The organism is Pseudarthrobacter sp. B4EP4b (assembly GCF_006680095.1).
Taxonomy (GTDB): Bacteria; Actinomycetota; Actinomycetes; order Actinomycetales; family Micrococcaceae; genus Arthrobacter.
Map to the genome: position 1 here is coordinate 20,882 of NZ_VHIJ01000070.1, position 18,727 is coordinate 39,608.

General features: G+C 64.9%; 20 protein-coding genes, 1 tRNA gene and 1 other RNA gene. 11 read left to right on the top strand and 11 right to left on the bottom strand.

Translation table 11 applies throughout. From position 1 onward, the window contains the following. Window positions 1–54: 54 nt before the first annotated feature. Window positions 55–738: a DNA alkylation repair protein gene (locus FNL14_RS21330; protein ID WP_142064374.1), complete on the top strand. Its 684-nt coding sequence runs from the start codon at window positions 55–57 to the stop codon at window positions 736–738. Here the strand turns inward: FNL14_RS21330 and mptB are convergent. Beyond that, window positions 731–2,287 (bottom strand): polyprenol phosphomannose-dependent alpha 1,6 mannosyltransferase MptB, encoded by a 1,557-nt coding sequence (gene mptB, locus FNL14_RS21335; protein ID WP_170850878.1) that lies wholly within the window; start codon window positions 2,285–2,287, stop codon window positions 731–733. The genes FNL14_RS21330 and mptB overlap by 8 nt on opposite strands. A gap of 154 nt (window positions 2,288–2,441) precedes the next feature. Between mptB and orn the strand changes: the two genes are divergently transcribed. The 3 genes from orn to def all read left to right on the top strand — a co-directional run bounded on the left by orn (window position 2,442) and on the right by def (window position 3,939). Next, the gene (orn, locus tag FNL14_RS21340; RefSeq protein WP_142064377.1) at window positions 2,442–3,071 is read left to right on the top strand and encodes an oligoribonuclease; all 630 of its coding nucleotides are present in this window, start codon (window positions 2,442–2,444) and stop codon (window positions 3,069–3,071) included. 129 nt (window positions 3,072–3,200) lie between these two features. After that, window positions 3,201–3,273 (top strand) — tRNA-His (locus FNL14_RS21345). 93 nt (window positions 3,274–3,366) lie between these two features. Next, window positions 3,367–3,939, top strand: a complete 573-nt coding sequence (gene def, locus FNL14_RS21350; protein WP_142064380.1) for a peptide deformylase — start codon at window positions 3,367–3,369, stop codon at window positions 3,937–3,939. Window positions 3,940–4,009: 70 nt separating this feature from the next. Here def and FNL14_RS21355 read toward each other — a convergent pair whose 3' ends face one another. The 5 genes from FNL14_RS21355 to rnpB form a co-directional block, all read right to left on the bottom strand. Beyond that, a complete protein-coding gene (locus FNL14_RS21355) occupies window positions 4,010–4,807 on the bottom strand; it encodes an HNH endonuclease family protein (RefSeq protein WP_142064383.1) in 798 nt (265 codons plus the stop codon). Window positions 4,808–4,919: 112 nt separating this feature from the next. Further along, window positions 4,920–5,129, bottom strand: a complete 210-nt coding sequence (locus FNL14_RS21360) for a hypothetical protein (protein WP_091422760.1) — start codon at window positions 5,127–5,129, stop codon at window positions 4,920–4,922. 75 nt (window positions 5,130–5,204) lie between these two features. Next, on the bottom strand, window positions 5,205–6,683 hold the full coding sequence (locus FNL14_RS21365; protein WP_142064385.1) for a glyceraldehyde-3-phosphate dehydrogenase: 1,479 nt from the start codon (window positions 6,681–6,683) through the stop codon (window positions 5,205–5,207). A gap of 251 nt (window positions 6,684–6,934) precedes the next feature. Then, on the bottom strand, window positions 6,935–7,477 hold the full coding sequence (locus FNL14_RS21370) for a TspO/MBR family protein (RefSeq protein WP_142064388.1): 543 nt from the start codon (window positions 7,475–7,477) through the stop codon (window positions 6,935–6,937). Between the two features lie 45 nt (window positions 7,478–7,522). Next, window positions 7,523–7,914, bottom strand: an RNA gene (gene rnpB, locus FNL14_RS21375) — RNase P RNA component class A. A 56-nt stretch (window positions 7,915–7,970) separates the two neighbouring features. Here rnpB and FNL14_RS21380 point away from each other — a divergent pair. Further along, window positions 7,971–8,735 carry a YaaA family protein gene (locus tag FNL14_RS21380; RefSeq protein ID WP_142064391.1) on the top strand — a complete coding sequence of 255 codons (765 nt, stop codon included), beginning with the start codon at window positions 7,971–7,973 and terminating at the stop codon, window positions 8,733–8,735. 80 nt (window positions 8,736–8,815) lie between these two features. Here the strand turns inward: FNL14_RS21380 and FNL14_RS21385 are convergent, their stop codons facing one another. Further along, window positions 8,816–9,553, bottom strand: coding sequence for a zinc ribbon domain-containing protein (locus FNL14_RS21385; protein ID WP_142064394.1), 738 nt, complete (start codon window positions 9,551–9,553; stop codon window positions 8,816–8,818). A gap of 99 nt (window positions 9,554–9,652) precedes the next feature. Next, window positions 9,653–10,579, bottom strand: a complete 927-nt coding sequence (locus tag FNL14_RS21390) for a Nif3-like dinuclear metal center hexameric protein (RefSeq protein ID WP_142064423.1) — start codon at window positions 10,577–10,579, stop codon at window positions 9,653–9,655. A 109-nt stretch (window positions 10,580–10,688) separates the two neighbouring features. On the opposite strand from FNL14_RS21390, the gene msrA reads away from it, so the two are divergent. The 3 genes from msrA (at window position 10,689) to epsC (ending at window position 12,839) form a co-directional block, all read left to right on the top strand. Further along, window positions 10,689–11,213, top strand: a complete 525-nt coding sequence (gene msrA, locus FNL14_RS21395; protein WP_142064397.1) for a peptide-methionine (S)-S-oxide reductase MsrA — start codon at window positions 10,689–10,691, stop codon at window positions 11,211–11,213. 65 nt (window positions 11,214–11,278) lie between these two features. Then, on the top strand, window positions 11,279–12,214 hold the full coding sequence (cysK, locus tag FNL14_RS21400; RefSeq protein WP_142064399.1) for a cysteine synthase A: 936 nt from the start codon (window positions 11,279–11,281) through the stop codon (window positions 12,212–12,214). A gap of 40 nt (window positions 12,215–12,254) precedes the next feature. Then, complete coding sequence (gene epsC / locus FNL14_RS21405; protein WP_091422740.1) at window positions 12,255–12,839, top strand: serine O-acetyltransferase EpsC; 585 nt, start codon at window positions 12,255–12,257, stop codon at window positions 12,837–12,839. A 143-nt stretch (window positions 12,840–12,982) separates the two neighbouring features. On the opposite strand, the gene gndA is transcribed toward epsC, so the two are convergent. Continuing rightward, the gene (gene gndA / locus FNL14_RS21410) at window positions 12,983–14,419 is read right to left on the bottom strand and encodes an NADP-dependent phosphogluconate dehydrogenase (protein WP_142064402.1); all 1,437 of its coding nucleotides are present in this window, start codon (window positions 14,417–14,419) and stop codon (window positions 12,983–12,985) included. 198 nt (window positions 14,420–14,617) lie between these two features. Here gndA and FNL14_RS21415 point away from each other — a divergent pair, with 198 nt between their 5' ends. After that, on the top strand, window positions 14,618–15,343 hold the full coding sequence (locus FNL14_RS21415; RefSeq protein ID WP_091422733.1) for a FadR/GntR family transcriptional regulator: 726 nt from the start codon (window positions 14,618–14,620) through the stop codon (window positions 15,341–15,343). Window positions 15,344–15,361: 18 nt separating this feature from the next. Here the strand turns inward: FNL14_RS21415 and FNL14_RS21420 are convergent, their stop codons facing one another. Further along, the gene (locus FNL14_RS21420) at window positions 15,362–16,132 is read right to left on the bottom strand and encodes an SDR family oxidoreductase (RefSeq protein ID WP_142064405.1); all 771 of its coding nucleotides are present in this window, start codon (window positions 16,130–16,132) and stop codon (window positions 15,362–15,364) included. Continuing rightward, entirely contained in the window at window positions 16,129–17,058 is a 930-nt protein-coding gene (locus FNL14_RS21425) for an NAD(P)-dependent oxidoreductase (RefSeq protein ID WP_142064408.1), read from the bottom strand. Before FNL14_RS21425 ends, FNL14_RS21420 begins: the two co-directional genes overlap by 4 nt. A 68-nt stretch (window positions 17,059–17,126) precedes the next feature. Here FNL14_RS21425 and FNL14_RS21430 point away from each other — a divergent pair, with 68 nt between their 5' ends. Both FNL14_RS21430 and FNL14_RS23420 read left to right on the top strand, forming a co-directional pair. Next, on the top strand, window positions 17,127–18,179 hold the full coding sequence (locus FNL14_RS21430) for a D-2-hydroxyacid dehydrogenase (protein WP_142064411.1): 1,053 nt from the start codon (window positions 17,127–17,129) through the stop codon (window positions 18,177–18,179). A gap of 259 nt (window positions 18,180–18,438) precedes the next feature. Continuing rightward, a partial coding sequence (locus FNL14_RS23420) for a helix-turn-helix domain-containing protein (RefSeq protein ID WP_181762740.1) occupies window positions 18,439–18,727 on the top strand: 289 nt, incomplete at its 3' end.

Genomic DNA, 18,727 nt, shown 5'->3' on the forward strand with positions numbered 1-18,727 from the left:
TGGGGCGGCGGACGGCAGGCCGCCGTCGTCAGAAACGATGGCTAGAGTTGCCGTATGGTGAACCGGGAACTCCTTGAGGCTGTCCGCAGCCAGCTCCGGGACATGGCCGACCCGGAGAGGGCAGCCGGAGCGCAGACGTACATGAAATCCGCCATCCCTTCGCTCGGTGTCCGGGTGCCAGAGGTGCGCCGGCTGGCTGCCGGGGCAGTTGTCCGCTATCCCTTCGACTCGGCGGAGCAGGTCCGTGATACCGTCCTGGAGCTTTGGCGCACCGCCGGCTTCCGCGAGGAACGGTATGCCGCGATCGATTTGACCGCCGGCAGGCTGGTGGCCACGGATCTGCAGATGCTTCCGGTCTACGAGGAAATCATCCGCGACGGCGCGTGGTGGGATTTTGCCGACGGTGTTGCCGGCCGCATTTGTACACTGCTGCAGGCCAACCGGCAGGAGATGACTGCCGTGATCCTGGGCTGGAGCACGGATCCTGACTTCTGGATCAGGCGCGCTTCCCTCACCGCACAGCTCAAGGCCAAGGCCAACACAGACCCCGAACTACTCCGCCGCGTCATCGAAGTGAACCTGGCTGACCCCGAGTTCTTCATACGGAAGGCTATTGGCTGGGCGCTCCGGGAGTATGCGAAAACAGCACCTGACTGGGTAGCGGAGTTCGTGGCCAGACACCAGGGAAGCATCAGCCCGTTGTCCCGCCGGGAAGCGCTGAAGAACCTGCCTAAATGACCGGACGCTCGAGGACCGGTTCACCGGTCTTCCGGAACAGGCTGCGCGTGCGGGGGTCCCAGAAAATCAGGTAGAGGCCAAACAGCAGCCCCGTGACCGCAGCGGCAACACGCGCCAGGGCAAGAGCCAGCCCGAGGTCCGCCGTCTGGAGGTACGGGAACACCTCCAGCTGGTCCGAAATGGCATAGATCATAAAGAACGAGACCACGAAGTACAGGGCCTTGACCTGCCAGTCGTTCCGGATGCCGGTCACGGCGAACAGCGGAATAAGCCACACCACATACCAGGACTGGATCATGGGGGCCAGCACAACGATCGCCGCAAACCCAAGGGTGAGGCGGCGGATGAGGCGGTCATGCTCACCCCGGAAAATCTGCCAGGCGAGGATCCCCACCGCCAGCAGCTTCCCGGCGTCGAACACCCAATCGGCAAGGACACGCCCGTCCAGTCCGAAAGCGTTGGCCAGCGAGGCCACCACCATGCCGATCAGCCCTACCGGCGCGTACCAGATGAAGATGCTGCCCGGGGCGGACAGCCCGTTGATCCAGCCGAACCCGAACCCGTTGACCAGGCTCATCAGCACCAGGATTCCCAGGCTCAACCCGGCCGTCAGGCCCCAGAAGGCGAACTTCCGCAGCCAGCCGGCGTTTTTCCCCGCCCAGAGCAGGCCAATGAAGGGCAGGAACACAATGGTGATCGGTTTGACGGCAATGGACAGGGTCACCAGGACGATGCCACGGACCACGCGGCGGGTGGCGGAGTAGTAAAGGCCGGCAAGCGCCAGCCCGATCATGAGGGCATCGTTGTGGACGCTGGCGATGAAGTTGGTCAGGAACAGTGGATTGGCAGCCGTCAGCCACAGTGCCCGGTTCGGGTTAACTCCATGCAGCGCTGCGAGCTTGGGCACGTAAACCACGCACAGGACCACCCCGGCCAGCGACACCAGCCGGAACATCATCACGCTGGCCTCCGGCTGGACATTGGTGGACCACACCACAAACTGTTCGATCCACAGGAACAGCTGGCCATACGGAACCGGGGCCTCAGTCCACATTTTGTCCGCACCCAGCTGGAAGTAGTTGGAGAGCGCGGAAATGCCGTTCTCGTACGGGTTGAAACCCTCCACCATCAGGCGGCCCTGCCCGATATAGGCGTAAACGTCCCGGCTGAACAGCGGGACGCTGAACATCATGGGCAGCCCCCAGGCCACCACAGCCATCAACGTCGCCTGCCGGGCCTGGTCTCCCCAGACCCGGATCCGCTGGCCAAGCCGCAGCCAGGCGCGGACCAGGAGCATCCCGCCCACTGCGAGCAGGATGATGGAGAGCGCAACGCCGGCCGCTTCGGCCCGCATCCAGATGAACAGCGGCACCCTGCGGAGTTCAGAAACGGGAGCCAGCCAGCCCACGCCCAGGGACCCGATCAGCATAAACATCGAGCCCACAAATCCGGCCAGGAGCGGAGAGCGGGGATTATCGACGTCGGCCCCGTCTGCTGCAGCAGAGTCCGCGGCCGCCAGTTCCCCCGCTGCAGGCACAGGCGCCGTCATCTCAGGATGGTCCAATCTCTTGCGTTTGCGCGATTCTGCCCGGCGGGCTGCATGGCCGGCACAGGCGGGTGACAACGACAGCAAGTGGTCCCGCCGCGTACCCGAAATCCTAACACCGGCAGGCAGTCCGGAGGTGTAACGGTAGGCTGGTCCGGTGCCTATATCTAACGAACGAATCGTCTGGATCGACTGCGAAATGACCGGCCTGGACATCAAAAACGATGCCCTGATCGAGGTTGCCGCACTGGTCACCGACTCGGAACTGAACATCCTCGGCGACGGCGTGGACGTCGTAATTAAACCGGACGACGCCGCCCTGGCCCAGATGAATGATTTCGTCCGGGACATGCACACCAAATCCGGCCTGCTCCAGGAACTCCCCTACGGAACCACCATGGCCGCGGCCGAGGCGGCAGTAATGGAATACATCTCAAAGTGGGTGCCGGATCCCCGCAAGGCTCCACTGGGCGGAAACTCCGTGGGAACGGACCGCGTCTTCCTGTCCCGCGATATGCCGGCTGTCGTGGAGCACCTGCACTACCGCGTTATCGACGTCAGCACCATCAAGGAACTCTCCCGCCGCTGGTTCGCCAGGGCCTACTTCCAGTCGCCGGCGAAAAAGGGCGGCCACCGCGCCCTGGGGGACATCAAGGATTCCATCGACGAACTGCGCTACTACCGGGACGCAGTGTTCGTTCCGGCGCCCGGGCCGGACAGCGCCACGGCCCAGCGGATCGCCAAGCGCATTACCGGTTCCCCGGACGGGCAGCCGCTGGAAGCGTAATCTGCGCCACGTTTGCGGGAAATTTCGGTGAAATGGGCAAAAGTGGACGAAGCACCCCTGAAGAGCAGGTAAGCTATTTGAGTTGCCTTCCCAGGGAGCCGGTCAGCCGGTAGATCTGCAGGGCGCATGGTGGGCTTAGCTCAGTTGGCAGAGCGCCTGGTTGTGGTCCAGGAGGTCGCGGGTTCAACCCCCGTAGCTCACCCTCACAGTAGGGAGGCCGTACCGGATATCCGGTGCGGCCTCCTTTGTTTTGCATCAACTGCTTCTGCACTGGATACCGCCGGAGGACCGCGAGATGACTGTTCTGCCAATCACCATCTGGGGAGAGCCCGTCCTGCACCGCAGGGCGGCCGAAGTTGAAGTCTTCGACGACGAACTGCGGACCCTGATCGCGGACATGTTCGAAACAAATGACGCGGCCAACGGTGTGGGCCTCGCTGCCCCGCAGGTGGGGGTCGGCAAGCGGATCTTCGTCTACAAATACGCCAACGACGACGGCGCTCCCCCCACCGGAGTGCTGGTGAACCCCGTGCTCACGCTGTCGAAGATTTCCGGCGCCGTCCCCGATCCTGACGAGGAGGAAGAGGGCTGCCTGTCCTTCCCCGGCGGCGCGTATCCGCTCAAGCGTGCCGAGTGGGCGCGGGTGGAGGGTTTTGACGGCTTCGGCGAGCCAGTGAAGTTCGAGGCCACAGGCTGGTTCGCCCGGGTCATCCAGCATGAGTACGATCACCTGGACGGAAAACTGTACGTCAACCGGCTCATGGACCGCTATGCGCGCAAAGCGCTGAAGCAGGCCAAAAAGAGCGGCTGGGGCGTTCCCGGGCTGACGTGGATGCCGGGCGTGGACCCGGACCCCTTCGGGCATTAGGCCCGACGGCGGGACGGCGGCCGGCTGCCCTTGCCGGCCCCAGCACACGGTCAGGAAAGCGCCCTGGGATTTAGCGGGCTGATACGGTCCGCTGGTCCGGACATGATCCCAGGACGCGCTCCATCGCTTCCTTTTCCGCTTCCGTGACCCACAAGCCATAGGCTGCCTTCACTGAAATCTGGCGCGCCACGTAGTGGCAGCGGATCGAAGTGTTTTTCGGCAGCCAGGTGGCGGCGTCACCGGCGCTCTTCTGCTGGTTCGCCGGTCCGTCCGCGGCGATGAGGTTCAGCGGATCGTTCGCCAGGCTCTGCCGCTGCGCCGCTGTCAGTCCTTGGGCGCCCTTCTGCCAGGCGTCCCCCAAGGCGACCACATGGTCAACCTGGACTGCACGGCTGCTGTCGGAGCCCCGCCGGAAGTCCACGAACTGGCCGGTATAGGGTTCGTGGAAAGAGCCGGCCGCGACCCGGCACTTCGAGCCTTCAACGAACAGCACGCCGGCAAGGTCCCGCCGCAGGATGTCATTGCGTGTATCGCAGCCGTTCCGGTCAACGTCCTGCCAGGCCTGTCCAAACGCTTCGCGGTTATACGTGTCCTTGGCCGCGCGTCCCTTGACGGCAAGGCCGTCAAGGGCGGAGAGGGCAGTGCCTTCGGGCACCGCATGCACCGGGACTACGGGATTCATCCAGGCCGGATCAAACACCGGCGCCTCGGTGGGCCCGGACGCGGCCGGCTCCGCTGCGGCGAACTGGCCGGCGGTAAAGAACCAGAACAGGGCTGCGAGTGCTGAGACCGCAGCCAGGGCGAGCACCGCCCAAGCCTGCCGGGAACGACGGCGGGCACGCCGGTAGGCGGACCAGCTCACGGTCATGGGGCTTCGGCCCGTCCAGTACTGTTATGCACCAGAAGAGCCTAGGACACCCGCCCGCCCTCCTTGCAGATATCCACACTGTGGAGGGCGGGTGAGGGGTCAGCCCACGCGGTTATTGCTCCCGCATCACGCGCCGGAGGTCCTCCTCGGCAATGGCCAGCAGTCCCTCAAGCTGCCGTACCCGGTCGGCGCTGACGTCGCCGGTCGCATGCCCGGCGCGGGCGCCTTCGAGCAGCCGGACGGCTTCTTTGTGGTTGGCCTTGGCCACGTCCAAGGCGTGTTCCAGGGTGGTCTCGTGCTCAAGCGTCGAATCTTTATCCATGGCACCAGTGTGGTCCCGTTTCCCGACTGATTCCAGCGAATCAGCCGGGAAATCCCTGAGGTCCGGGTTAGCGGGTCAGACGGCGATTGCGGCCAGGGCGGACGCCGTCTCCTTGGCGGGGAAGGACGGCGGGTTGACTCCGGCCATCTCTTCCATCACGCGGACCACCTGGCAGCTGTAACCGAACTCGTTGTCGTACCAGACGTAGAGCACCAGGTTCTTCTCGTTCGAGATGGTGGCAAGGCCATCCACGATGCCTGCACGCCGGGAACCCACGAAGTCCGTGGAAACAACCTCAGGCGAGTCGATGTAGTCGATCTGCTTGCGCAGGTCCGAGTGCAGCGACATCTCCCGGAGGTATTCGTTGACCTCGTCCTTGGTGGTCCCGTTTTCCAGGCTCAGGTTCAGGATGGCCAGGGAAACGTCCGGGGTGGGGACGCGGATGGAGCTGCCGGTGAGCTTGCCCAGCAGTTCGGGCAGGGCCTTGGCCACGGCCTTGGCTGCGCCGGTCTCGGTGATCACCATGTTCAGTGCGGCCGAGCGCCCGCGCCGGTCACCCTTGTGGAAGTTGTCGATCAGGTTCTGGTCATTCGTGAAGGAGTGGACCGTCTCGACATGGCCGTGGACCACGCCGAACTTGTCGTTGATGGCCTTCAGGACCGGGGTGATGGCGTTCGTGGTGCATGACGCAGCGGACACAATCTGGTCCGTGTCCTCGATGGTGCGGTGGTTGATGCCGTGAACGATGTTCTTCAGCTCGCCCTTGCCCGGGGCGGTCAGCAGCACCCGTGCCACGCCCTTGCTCTGCAGGTGCTGGGACAGGCCCTCGGCGTCACGCCAGCGGCCGGTGTTGTCCACCACAAGCGCGTTGTTGATGCCGTAGGCGGTGTAGTCGATGGTGGCGGGGTTGTCCGAGTAGATAACCTGCACCTGGACGCCGTTGGCGGTGATGGTGTTGGCTGCCTCGTCCACGCGGATGGTGCCTTCGAAGGAGCCGTGGACCGAGTCGCGGCGGAGCAGGCTGGCGCGCTTGGACAGGTCGTTGTCGGAACCCCTGCGGACCACGATGGCGCGCAGGCGCAGGCCGTGGCCGCCGCCTGCCTTTTCGATCAGGAGGCGCGCCAGGAGGCGGCCGATGCGGCCGAAGCCGTAAAGTACAACGTCGGTGCTGGTGCGGTCGTCGCCGCCCCGCTTGCCCACGATCTCAGCCAGCTCTTCGCGGAGGAACTCCTCCAGGGTGGCGTCGCCGCCCTCCTCCTTGAACTTCTGGTTCAGCCGGGCGATATCGATCGCGGCGGCACCGAGCTCCAGCCCGGCCAGGGTGTTCAGCAGCGGAGCGGTTTCCTCCAGCAGCAGTTCGTCCTTGCTCATCCTGCGCGCAAAGCGGTGCGCCTTGAGGATGTTCATGGTGGACTTGTTGATCAGGCTCCGGCCGTGGATGCTGGTGACCACGTTGTTTTCGCGGTACAGCCGGCCGATCACCGGAATCATGGCCTCGGCGAGGGCCTCGCGGCCCATCCACGTATCAAGACAAGAATCTGACGTCTGGCTCACAGAAATACCTTCCTCGGTTCAGCCGCGTACGTCCTCGTACACGGATGTCGGCCACCTGATGGTGTCCAGGGGCACCGGCACCTGCGGGGATTGTTCCCCAGGCACCTGGATCGTATGCAAAAGAAAACCGCCGGCTGCAAACGCAACTTTCGGCGGAAGAACTCCTGCGTCCGGTATCCATTCTAATTTGGCAGACTGCCCCGGGACGGCCCAAGGCGCGTGAAATCACTCACACAGGACGGGTGGGCCGCTTAGTTGTGGAGGGCCGAATAGAGATTGAGGCTGGCGGAGAACACCACCCACGAAAGGTAGGGCAGGACCAGCAGTCCTGCCCAGGTATGGACCGGGCCCGCTTCCACCACCAGCAGGGCCAGGACACACGCCAGGGCGCAGATGATGGCGAAAGCCAGCCACAGTGCAGCGGACCCCATCATGGGGAACATGGCAAAGAACATCAACGGCCACGCCAGGTTCAGCACCAGCTGCAGCAGGTAGTACCCGAGAACTCGGCCCGACAGCGCTCCCCTGCGCCACACCAGCCATCCAGACAAGCCGATGCAGGCATAGAGCCCGATCCACACCGTCCGGAACATCCACCCGGCCGGCATCCATGGTGCCTGTGTTGAGCCGGCGAACCAGCCGTTGGAGTGCAGGATGATCGGGATGGACGCCAGGATACAGACGGCATAAGAGACGGCCAGGAATCCGGCCAGGGCGGCCACCTGCCGCCCCGCTGAGGGGACGCGCCGCCGCGTGGTTCCGGGGGAGGATTGTCCATCAGTATTCGCGGGCACGGTTCAGCATCCCCAACACAGCTTCCAAGGTCAAACCGGACTGGGTGGATGGGTTGACCGATACGCCGGGTTCTGTGCTCCTGCCCCGTTGCCGGTGCGGGAGTAGCGGCCATCCATCTACGAACGCCGTTGCCGGCGCCCTCCAGCGGCCTACCCGGACACTCGGGCGAGCAGCCCTCGAACGTGCCCTGTCTGGCCTTGCTCCGGGTGGGGTTTACCTAGCCTTCCCGGTCACCCGGGAAGCTGGTGGTCTCTTACACCACCGTTTCACCCTTACCTGCTTCGTGCCGCTTTCAAACCGGCGCGACCCAGGCGGTCTGTTTTCTGTGGCACTGGCCTGCGGGTTACCCCGAGTGGGCGTTACCCACCACCCTGCTCTATGGAGCCCGGACGTTCCTCGAGCCACTTGCGTGACGCGCGGCCGCCTGGTCAACCCATCCAGGTCCAGTCTACCGGCGGCCGGCAGGTTTCCCTGCGCCGGTAGGATCGGACGGTGCTGATTCTGCTTCCCCCCTCCGAAGGCAAGACACCCGCGGTCCGCGGATCCGCCGTCGACTGGCCTTCCCTCAGCTTCCCGCAGTTGAACACCTACCGGGCTAAAGTGCTGGACGCGCTCGGAACGGTGAGCGCCCATGAGGACGCCCTCGCCCTGCTGGGTGTCGGCGCGTCGCTGAAGGACGACGTCGAGCGGAACACCCGGCTGCATGCGGAACCTGCCGCTCCGGCCCATCAGATCTATTCCGGCGTCCTCTATGACGCGCTCGGCTATAAGACGCTGACCCCGGCGCAACGGCGCAAGGCGGATGAATCGGTGCTGGTGGTTTCGGCGTTGTGGGGCGCCATCCGTTTCGCCGACAGTGTTCCGGCCTACCGGCTGTCCATGGGCACGGCCCTGCCCGACGTCGGCCGCCTCGCCTCGTTCTGGAAACCGCAGCTCTCCGATGTGCTTGCCGAGGCCGCTTCCGGGCATTTGCTGGTGGACTGCCGGTCGAGTACCTATGCGGCGGTATGGGCTCCCCCGGCGGCACAGACCGTCACTGTCAATGTCTTCACCGAGGTCAACGGAGTCCGCAAGGTGGTCAGCCACTTTGCCAAGCACACCCGGGGCGAGCTGGCCCGGCACCTGCTGGCGAGGCGGGGCAAGGCGCCCGCGACGCCGTCGGACCTCCTGAGGGCCGCGCGCGAAAAGTGGGAGGCTGAACTCGTTGCCGGTTCGGCACGGAAACCACACGCGCTGAACATCATCCTGCCGGGCTGACTCCCACGCCCCTCCCCAACTAAGTAGCGCTAAGTGTCGTTATGGCGCTCCAAAACGACACTTAGCGCTACCCAGTTGGGTCAGGCCCACTCCTCCGAGCGGACCAGGATGGCGCCGGAGTCAGGGCAGAACACGATGTCGTCCGCTGCTGCGGCCTTGATTTCGGCGAGGTCGCCGGGGCTCAGCTTCATTCCGGAGGCCTCGGAGGTTCCGTGGAACAGCCGCGCCGCGCCCACTCCCCGCTTCGCCAGGGTCTTTTCGTAAACAGCAAGCATTCCGGCATCGAGCCCGGCGGCGAATTCGGCCCGCTGGGTGCGCAGCCCGGCAGCTTCGGCCTCCACCTCGGCAAGCGCGGCATCCAGTTCGGCCCGGATGCCGCCAAAGGATCCCTGGATGTCGTCCACGATGGCCTGCTGTGCGGCCTGTTTGGCGCGCAGTGAGTCAAGCCGCTCAAGAACTTCGAGCTCCACGTCCTCAAGGTCCGAGCGGCGCTTGTTAAGGGAAGCGATGTCCTTCTGCAGCGCGACCAGGTCCTTGGAGAGGCCTGTGCCGCTGTTCAGCCGGGCCTCGTCCCGTTCGATGCGGGTGGCAACCTGCTCCACATCGGCCTCGGCGCGCTTCAGTTCGGTTTCGGCGTCGTGCACAGCAACTTTTGCCGCGCCCAGCTCACCGTTGGCCACGGACAGTGCGGCTTCGAGGTCCTTGATGCGGGGATCGTTCTCGAGCGAGCGGCGGCGGTTTGCAAGCGACTTCAGCCTGGCGTCCAGCCCCTGCAGCTCAAGCAACTTCAACTGTTCCGCCGGTGCTGCCTTCGCCACTGTTACCTCCGCTTGCTTCCTGCCGGCCGAAGCCGGGCACCGTACCGGCGCTTCCTAGACTCTAGCGCCTGGCCTGCTCCCCTGCCCCGAACGGCAGGCTTACCCCGGAGTGAGGATGAAGTCCCAGGGATCGCTGTTGGTGGTGCTGACCTGGATTTCCACCTCATGGCCCTGGTCCGCGAGGACGTTGCCCAAGGCGGCGGCCGCGGCAGGCAGCCACAGCCACTCGCTGGCGAAATGCGAGACGTCCACAAGGTAGGGCCTGCCGTTCAGTGCAGCTTCCCTTGCCTCGGAGGCGGGGTGGTGGCGCAGGTCAGCGGTAACGTATACGTCTGCATTGCTGGCGCGCACCTCGTTGAACAGGGAGTCCCCGGCGCCGCCGCACACGGCGATCCGGCGGACCAGGCCGTCCTTGTCCCCGGAGACACGCACTCCCCCGGCGACGGAAGGCAGGATGCCGAAAACCCGGGCGGCGAAATCACCCAGCGTCATGGCGTCCGCCAGGTCCCCCACCCGGCCGATCCCTTCTTCCGGAAGGCCGTTTGCGGCAACGGTGAGCGGGGCGACGTCCTGCAGGCCGAGGGCGTCGGCGAGGACGTCAGAAACGCCTCCGACGGCGGAATCACCGTTGGTGTGCACTGTCAGCAGGGCTGTGCCCGACTCGATGAGCCGGTGGACGGCCCTGCCCTTGGGAGTAGTGGCGGCCACCGTGGTGACACCCTTGAGCAGCAGGGGATGGTGGGTGATCAGGAGCTCCGCGCCCCATTCCACGGCCTCGTCAATGACCTCGAGTGTGGGATCCACTGCAAACATCACCCGAGTGACCGGCGCCGAGGGGTGTCCTGCCACCAGGCCCACCTCGTCCCAGTTCTCTGCCAGGGACTCCGGCCACAGTTCCTCAACTGCCAGGAGCAGCTCGCCCAGCGTGGGAGCCTGCGGCTGCTCAACCGCCTCCCCGCCGGAAGGGGCCTCGCCGTCGTGAGGTTCGCCGTCGTGTTTCTCCGGTCCGGTAACGTCGGTGTCCACAGGTTCCATAGTCTTAGTTTTACCCCATTGCACGGCCCGGGCAGCGCCTTTGCTGCCCGCCCCCGGACGGCCGGGGAATCATCCGGCGCCGCCAACCATTGAAGAGGTCATGAAAACTTTTGTTTTAGGCGGAGGCTGCTTCTGGTGCCTTGACGCCGTTTACCAGAAGACCAGGGGCGTCAGCTCCGTAGTGTCCGGCTACACCGGCGGCCACGATCCGAACCCGGACTACTACTCGGTCTGCAACGGCACCACCGGACATGCCGAGGTGGCGGCGGTGACGTTCGACGAGGATGTCATCCCTGCCGATGTCATCCTGGACATGTTCTTTGCCCTGCACGACCCCACCACCCTCAACCGCCAGGGGTACGACGTGGGCACGCAGTACCGCTCGTCCATGTTCTACGAAACAACCGAAGAGAAGATCCTGTTCGAGGAAGCCATCGAACGGAACCAGGCGTTGTGGGCGCATCCCATCGTCACCGAAGTCAGCCGACTCCCACGGTTTTACGTTGCCGAGGAATTCCACCAGGACTACTACGCCAAGCACCCGGAGCAGGGATATTGCCAGGTGATCATCAACCCGAAGCTCGCAAAGGCCAGGAAATATTACTCTGCATGGCTTAACGCTTAGCGGGTGTTACGCGGCCTCGTTAGGCTGACCTCAGTATTCACCCCTAACCAGATAGGCGTATCTACATGGCACGGATTTATGACGACGTGACGCAGCTCGTCGGCGGCACCCCGCTGGTCAAGCTCAACCGGCTCAGCGAGGGGCTGGATGCCACCGTTGCCGTCAAGCTGGAGTTCTACAACCCGGCCAACAGCGTGAAGGACCGCATTGGTGTGGCCATCGTGGACGCGGCAGAGAAGTCCGGTGCCCTGAAGCCGGGCGGAACCATCGTGGAAGGCACCTCCGGCAACACCGGCATCGCCCTGGCCATGGTGGGCGCTGCCCGCGGTTACAAGGTCATCCTGACCATGCCGGAGACCATGTCCACCGAGCGCCGCGTGATGCTGCGCGCCTTTGGTGCCGAGATCGTCCTCACCCCCGGCTCAGAGGGCATGCGCGGGGCCGTGGAGAAGGCCCAGGAGATTGTGGCCAACACCGAGAACTCCATCTGGGCCCAGCAGTTCGCCAACGAGGCCAACCCGGAGATCCACCGCACCACTACGGCCGAGGAAATCTGGGCTGACACCGAAGGCCAGGTGGACATCTTCGTCGCCGGCATCGGCACCGGCGGAACCGTCACCGGCGTCGGGCAGGTCCTGAAGGAACGCAAGCCCGGCGTGCAGATCGTGGCCGTGGAGCCCAAGGACTCCGCCATCCTCAACGGCGGGGCGCCCGGCCCCCACAAGATCCAGGGCATCGGCGCCAACTTCGTGCCCGAAATCCTGGACACCAACGTCTACGACGAGGTCCTGGACGCCACCCTCGAGGACTCTGTCCGCGTGGCCCGTGAGCTTGGCGTCAAGGAAGGCATCCTGGGCGGCATTTCCTCCGGCGCCATCGTCTGGGGCGCACTGGAGCTGGCCAAGCGCCCGGAGAACGCAGGCAAACTGATTGTTGCCGTGGTCTGCGACTTTGGCGAGCGTTACATCTCCACTGTGCTCTATGACGACATCCGCGGCTGATTAGAACCGCCGTCCGCCCGTTTCCTGTAGAAAGAACTTTGTGGGCTTTTTCGCAAGACTAAAGGAAGACCTCGACGCCGCCCGGTCCCACGACCCGGCGGCTCGAGGTTCTTTCGAGAACTTTTTCGCTTATTCCGGCCTGCACGCCATCTGGGTCCACCGGCTGACGCACCGCATGTGGCAAAACCCGGCGCTCCGGTTCCCGGCGCGCCTCCTGTCCCAGCTGGGCCGGTCCTGGACCGGTATTGAAATCCATCCCGGCGCCACCATCGGCCGAAGGTTCTTCATCGACCACGGCATGGGCGTGGTGATCGGCGAAACCGCCGAGATCGGCGAGGACGTGATGATCTACCACGGTGTCACGCTGGGTGGACGTTCGCTGGCCAGGATTAAGCGGCACCCCACTATCGGGGACCGCGTCACTATCGGCGCCGGCGCCAAGATCCTGGGGCCGATCACCATCGGCCGGGACAGTGCCGTGGGCGCCAACGCCGTAGTGGTCAAGGACGCACCGCCGGAATCCATCGTCACCGGTGTTCCTGCCAAGTGGCGGCACCGGGACGCGCAGCGGGAAACCAAACCTGCCGTCGACCCGGCTGAATACGATATTGAGTACCGAATCTAGGCTCTAGCGTCCGGCTGCCAAAGGCCTGTCGATGCTGCCCATGTGGCAGCATCGACAGGCCTTTAGTGTTAAACAAAGCGGCCGGCAGTTCCTGGAAGAAGAGTCCAAGAACTGCCGGCCGTTCGCTTGCCGTGGAGCGGACGCTAGTGCGTGTCCACTGCCTCGATCTCGGACTTGTCCTCGCCCCAAAGGGTGTGGAACGTGCCCTCGGCGTCAACGCGGCCGTAGGTGTGGGCGCCGAAGAGGTCGCGCTGGCCCTGGATCAGGGCGGCAGCAACGCGCTTGCGGCGCAGGCCGTCGTAGTAGGCCAGCGAGGAGGAGAACACCGGAACCGGGATGCCCAGCTGGACGGCGGTGGCAACCACACGGCGCCAGGCGGGCAGTGCGTCGGCGATGGCCTTGGTGAAGGCCGGGGCAAACAGCAGGTTGGCGGGCTTCTCGTCCGCAGCGTAGGCCTTGGTGATGTCCTTGAGCAGTTCGGCGCGGATGATGCAGCCGGCGCGCCACAGGGAGGCGATCTCGTCCAGCTTCAGGTCCCAGCCGTATTCCTTTGCGGCGGAGGTGAGCATGTCCAGGCCCTGGGCGTAGGAGACCAGCTTGGAGGCGTACAGCGCCTGCCGGACGTCCTCTACGAAGGTCTCCGGGATTTCAACGGATGCTTCGTTGCCGGCGAGCAGTTCCTGGCCGAGCTTGCGCTGGCCTGCCTGGGAGGACAGGGCACGTGCGAACACGGATTCGGCGATGCCGGAGACCGGGGAGCCCAGTTCCAGTGCGGAGATGACCGTCCAGCGGCCGGTTCCCTTCTGGCCGGCCGCGTCCACCACGACGTCCACGAACGGCTTGCCGGTCTTGGCGTCAACGTGGCCCAGGACCTCTGCCGAGATTTCGATCAGGAAGGAGGACAGCTCGCCCTTGTTCCACTCAGAGAAGATCTTGGACTGCTCGGCCGGCTCGATCCCGGCACCGGAGCGCAGCAGGTCGAAGGCTTCACCGATGACCTGCATGTCGGCGTATTCAATGCCGTTGTGGACCATCTTGACGAAGTGGCCGGCGCCGTCGGTTCCCACCCAGGTGCAGCACGGTTCGCCGTCCACCTTGGCGGCGATCTTTTCCAGCAGCGGGCCGAGGGCCTTGTAGGACTCCTTGGAACCGCCGGGCATGATGGACGGGCCGTTCAGGGCGCCTTCCTCGCCGCCGGATACGCCGACGCCCACGAAGTGCAGGTCCTTCTTGGCCAGCGCGGCTTCGCGGCGCCGGGTGTCCTCGTAGTGGGAGTTGCCGGCGTCGATGATGATGTCGCCGGCTTCCAGCAGCGGCTCCAGCTGTTCGATGACGGAGTCCACGGGCTTGCCGGCCTTGACCATGATCAGCACGCGGCGCGGCTTCTCGAGGGAGTCCACGAGCTCCTGCAGGGTTTCCGTCCGGACGAAGTCGCCCTCGGAGCCGTACCGTTCGAGCAGGGCGTCGGTTTTCTCGACTGACCTGTTGTGCAGTGCGACGGTGAAGCCGTTCCGCGCGAGGTTGCGGGCCAGGTTGGCACCCATGACCGCAAGGCCGGTGACACCGATGTGTGCAGACATCAAAACTCCAATTCATACTGTGCGATGGATGTGCAGCTGCTTCCTTGGCGGAAGTACATTGCAGACCGGGGGTCTGAATAAAGCATATATATTCGGGCGGTCACAAAAAAGTAACGCCCACCTATTGGAACCCTTTGTGTCTCCGGCCGTCCACCACAAAAGGCAGTCCGGGAGGGCAGTCCCACTAGGCTTGACTCCATGACCACCAGCCTGCACCACCGTGCCATCGAGAATCTTGGCACCCGGATTGTCTCGGGCAACCTGCCCGCCGGGCACGTGATGCTGGCCGAGCAGCTGGAGGTTGAACTGAAGGTTTCGCGGTCGGTCATCCGCGAGGCGGTGCGCGTCCTGCAGTCCCTTGGCCTGGTGGAAACCACCAAGCGGGTGGGCATCAGGGTGCTGCCGCCCAGCCGCTGGAATCCCTTTGACCCGCAAGTCATCCGGTGGCGCCTGGCCAGCGACGCCCGGGGAGCCCAGCTGCGCTCACTGGCGGAGCTGCGCGCCGCCGTCGAACCCGCGGCGGCAGAACTTGCCGCCCAGAACGCGCCGGCGCCGCTGCGCCTCGAGCTGGTGGACGTTGCCTATGCAATGCGCGACGCCGGGCACAACGGTGAGGTGCCACGCTTCCTGGAGCTGGATATCCAGTTCCATTCGCTGCTGCTCTCCGGCTCCGGCAATGAGATGTTCGCCAACCTGATGGGCCAGGTGGCCGAGACGTTGACCGGACGCACCGTTCATGGCCTCATGCCCGACCACCCGCACGAGGCCGCCCTGCAGTGGCACGTGGATGTAGCGGAGGCCATTTCCAGGGGTGACAGCGCCGCGGCGCGGGAGGCCTCGGACCGGATAATGCGCCGCACCATGTCCCAGATGTCGGATACGTGGACGGAGCAGCCGCGGGTGTTTATCCCCGTGCGGCGCTGACACGCGCCGCAACAGCCATCAGACCACTACCGTCATTCCGCCGTCGATGAAGATGGTCTGGCCGTTGACGAAGTCGGACCCGCTGGAGGCCAGCCACACGGCAGGGCCGGCGAGGTCCTGCACGGTCCCCCACCGGTTGGCCGGGGTGCGGCCCAGGATCCAGGAATTGAACTGTTCGTCGTCCACCAGGTTCTGCGTCATCTCGGTGTGGATGTAGCCCGGAGCGATGCCGTTGGTCTGCAGCCCGGACGCCGCCCACTCAGCGGTCATGGCCCGGGTCAGGTTCCGCAGCCCGCCCTTCGCCGCAATATACGGTGCGATGGTGGGCCGGGCCAGGTCCGTCTGCACGGAGCAGATGTTGATGATCTTGCCGTGCCCGCGCCCGATCATGAACCGGGCAGCCTCCCGGCCCACCAGGAACGCGCTGGTCAGGTCCGTGGAGATCACCCGTTCCCAGTCCTTCACATCCAGGTCCAGCATGGGCACCCGGTGCTGGATCCCGGCGTTGTTCACCAGGATCTCCAGCGGCCCCACATGCTCCTCCACCCAGGCAACACCGCGGGCCGCCTCGACGTCACTCGTGACATCGAAGGCCACACTGTGCACCCGGCGGGGCGCGAAGTCGGCAGCCATCGTCGCCGCGGCGTCCTTGAGCCGCTCCTCATTGACGCCGTTCAGCACCACTGTTGCACCGGCGTCGGCCAACGCCCTCGCCAGCGCGTTGCCGATGCCGCGGCTGGACCCGGTGACCAGCGCAACCCGGCCGGTCAAATCAAAAAGTTGGCTCATAATGCAACCGTTCCTTCCGCCAGCGCTTCCGGCGCCGGCTGGCTGAGCCGGGAGATGGTCTGGCGGACCACCGCGAGATCCTGGTCACCCAGGCCCTGGCGCTTGAGTTCCGCGTAAAGTTCGACGCCGGCCGTCGCCATGGGGACGGCGGAGCATGCAGCGCGGGCTGCTTCCACAACAAATGAGAGGTCCTTGTGCATGAACTTGGCAGGCCCGGTGGGCGTGTAGTCCTTACTCACCAGCCGCGGGCCCACGATGTCCAGCACCCGGCTGCCGGCCAGTCCGCCGGAGAGAACCTCAAAGAGCGCGCCCGGATCCAGCCCGGATCGCTCGGCAAGCTCGGCGGCTTCGGCGAGTGCCGCCGTCGTCGTTCCCACCACCAACTGGTTGCATGCTTTGGCGAGGGAGCCGGCTCCCAGCGGGCCCAGATGGCGCACGGTGGTGCCCATGCAGCGCAGCAAGGGTTCAACACTGCGGACGGCCGCTTCTTCCCCACCGGCCATGATGGCCAACGTACCGTCTGCTGCTCCCCTGGTTCCGCCGCTGACCGGCGCGTCCACCACGCGGGCATGACCGGATGACACCGCTGCCACGCGGTGCCCGAAGTCCTGGACCCCGGTGGGAGAAACACTACTCATAACCACGACGACGGTACCGGGGGCGGGTGGCTGCCATTCCCAGCTCTCCAGGAGCCCCGCCGCGGCCTCCTCAATATCGGGAAAGTCCGGAAGCATAAAAATGATCACCGGAAGATCCCGCATGTCCGCGATCAGCGCGGCGGCTTCCCCGCCGAGCCGCTGCAGCTCCCGGAGCGGCCCGGGCGATCTGTTCCAGGCCGTAATGTGCCACCCCTTCGTGAGGGCATTCGTTGCCATGGGCAAGCCCATCAACCCCAGTCCCACAAAGCCTGCCCACTTGTCCTGCATTTTCGCCAGCCCCTCCTAACGCCTCCAAAGTGTTCAATATCCTAGCCTCTATTCAGTATGATGAACAGATGACCTCTCCTCTTACTGTGGCCATTGCCGTCCCCCTCGAAGCTGAGCTCGTGGACCGCATCCGCGCCGTCGACCCGTCCGTTACCGTGCTGTACGAGCCCGAACTACTGCCGCCGGAGCGGTATCCGGCCGACCATGCCGGTGATCCCGCTTTCCGGCGTTCCCCGGAGCAGGAGGAGCGCTACTGGGCCATGGTCAACCAAGCACAGGTCCTCTACGGCATGCCCAACGAAAGCCCCGCAGGCCTTGCCCGGGCGGCAGGCGAAAACCCGCACCTCCAGTGGGTGCATGCCATGGCGGCGGGAGCCGGCGGGGCGGTCAAGGCCTCCGGCCTCGACCAGGAAACACTGCAGAAGTTCAAGGTGACAACCTCCGCAGGAGTCCATGCCCTGCCGCTGGCCGAATTCGCCACGATGGGAATCCTCAACGGATTCAAGCGCACCGCGGAGCTGGTCCGCGACCAGGAAGCCAAGGTCTGGCCCGAGCTGCGTACCCCCACCCGCCTGGTGAGCGGTTCCACGCTCGTTATTGCCGGCCTCGGTGAGATCGGCCTGGAAACAGCGCGCCTTGCCCGCGCCCTGGGCATGAAGGTCAGCGGCACCAAACGAACGGCGGAACCGCTGGAAGGCATCGAGGAGGTCGCCACCAACGATGGCCTTCCAGCTCTCCTGGCCGCGGCAGATGCCGTAGTCAACACATTGCCGGGAACGCCCTACACGGAAAGACTCTTTGACCGCGACGTATTCGCGGCCATGAAGCCGGGCACCGTCTTCGTCAACGTTGGCAGGGGAACCGTGGTGGACGAGGAAGCGCTCCTCGAGGCCCTGGACAACGGCCAGGTCTCCTACGCCTGCCTTGACGTTTTCGCAGTAGAGCCACTGCCGCAGGACAGCCCGCTGTGGAGCCACCCGAACGTACTGGTCTCGCCCCACACCTCCGCCCTCAGCGCAGCGGAAAACCGCCTGATCACCGAGCGCTTCTGCGGAAACCTCCGGATCTTCCTGGACGGCGGGGAACTCCCCCACCTCGTGGACACCGTGCATTTCTACTAAACCTGACCGGACACACAAAAGGGCGGCTTCCCCACCATGAACTGCTCCCCGAAAGTTGGACTGATAAATTCAGTTCCGACTTCCGGGGAGCAGTTTTATGCGTCCATCTAGTTCATTGTCCGAGGAGCAGCGCGAGGCAGCTGTAGCGTGGTTTGAGAAGGGCATCGCGGACAAGGCCACAGCCAGCTTGCTGGGCGTTGCCCGCTCGCCGGTAGACCGTCTTTATCGGCGGTGGAGGATCCATGGCCGGGGAGCGTTGATGACTAAGCCGACAAAGCGTGCGTACTCGTTTGATTTCAAGCTCGCATTGGTCGAACGCTTCGCCGCAGGCGAGAGTGCGCAAGATCTCGCCTCAGAAGCTGGCTTATCATCGCCCAAACTTCTCGAAACGTGGGCTCGGGCATACCGCCGAGAAGGGCCGGATGCTCTGCGCCCCAGGGCCAAAGGCAGACCCAGGAGGCCCGACGCCTCGCCACCAGTGGAGGTACCCGAACTGGAACGACTGCGGCGGGAGAACGAACGCTTGCGGGCGGAAGTGGCTTACCTGG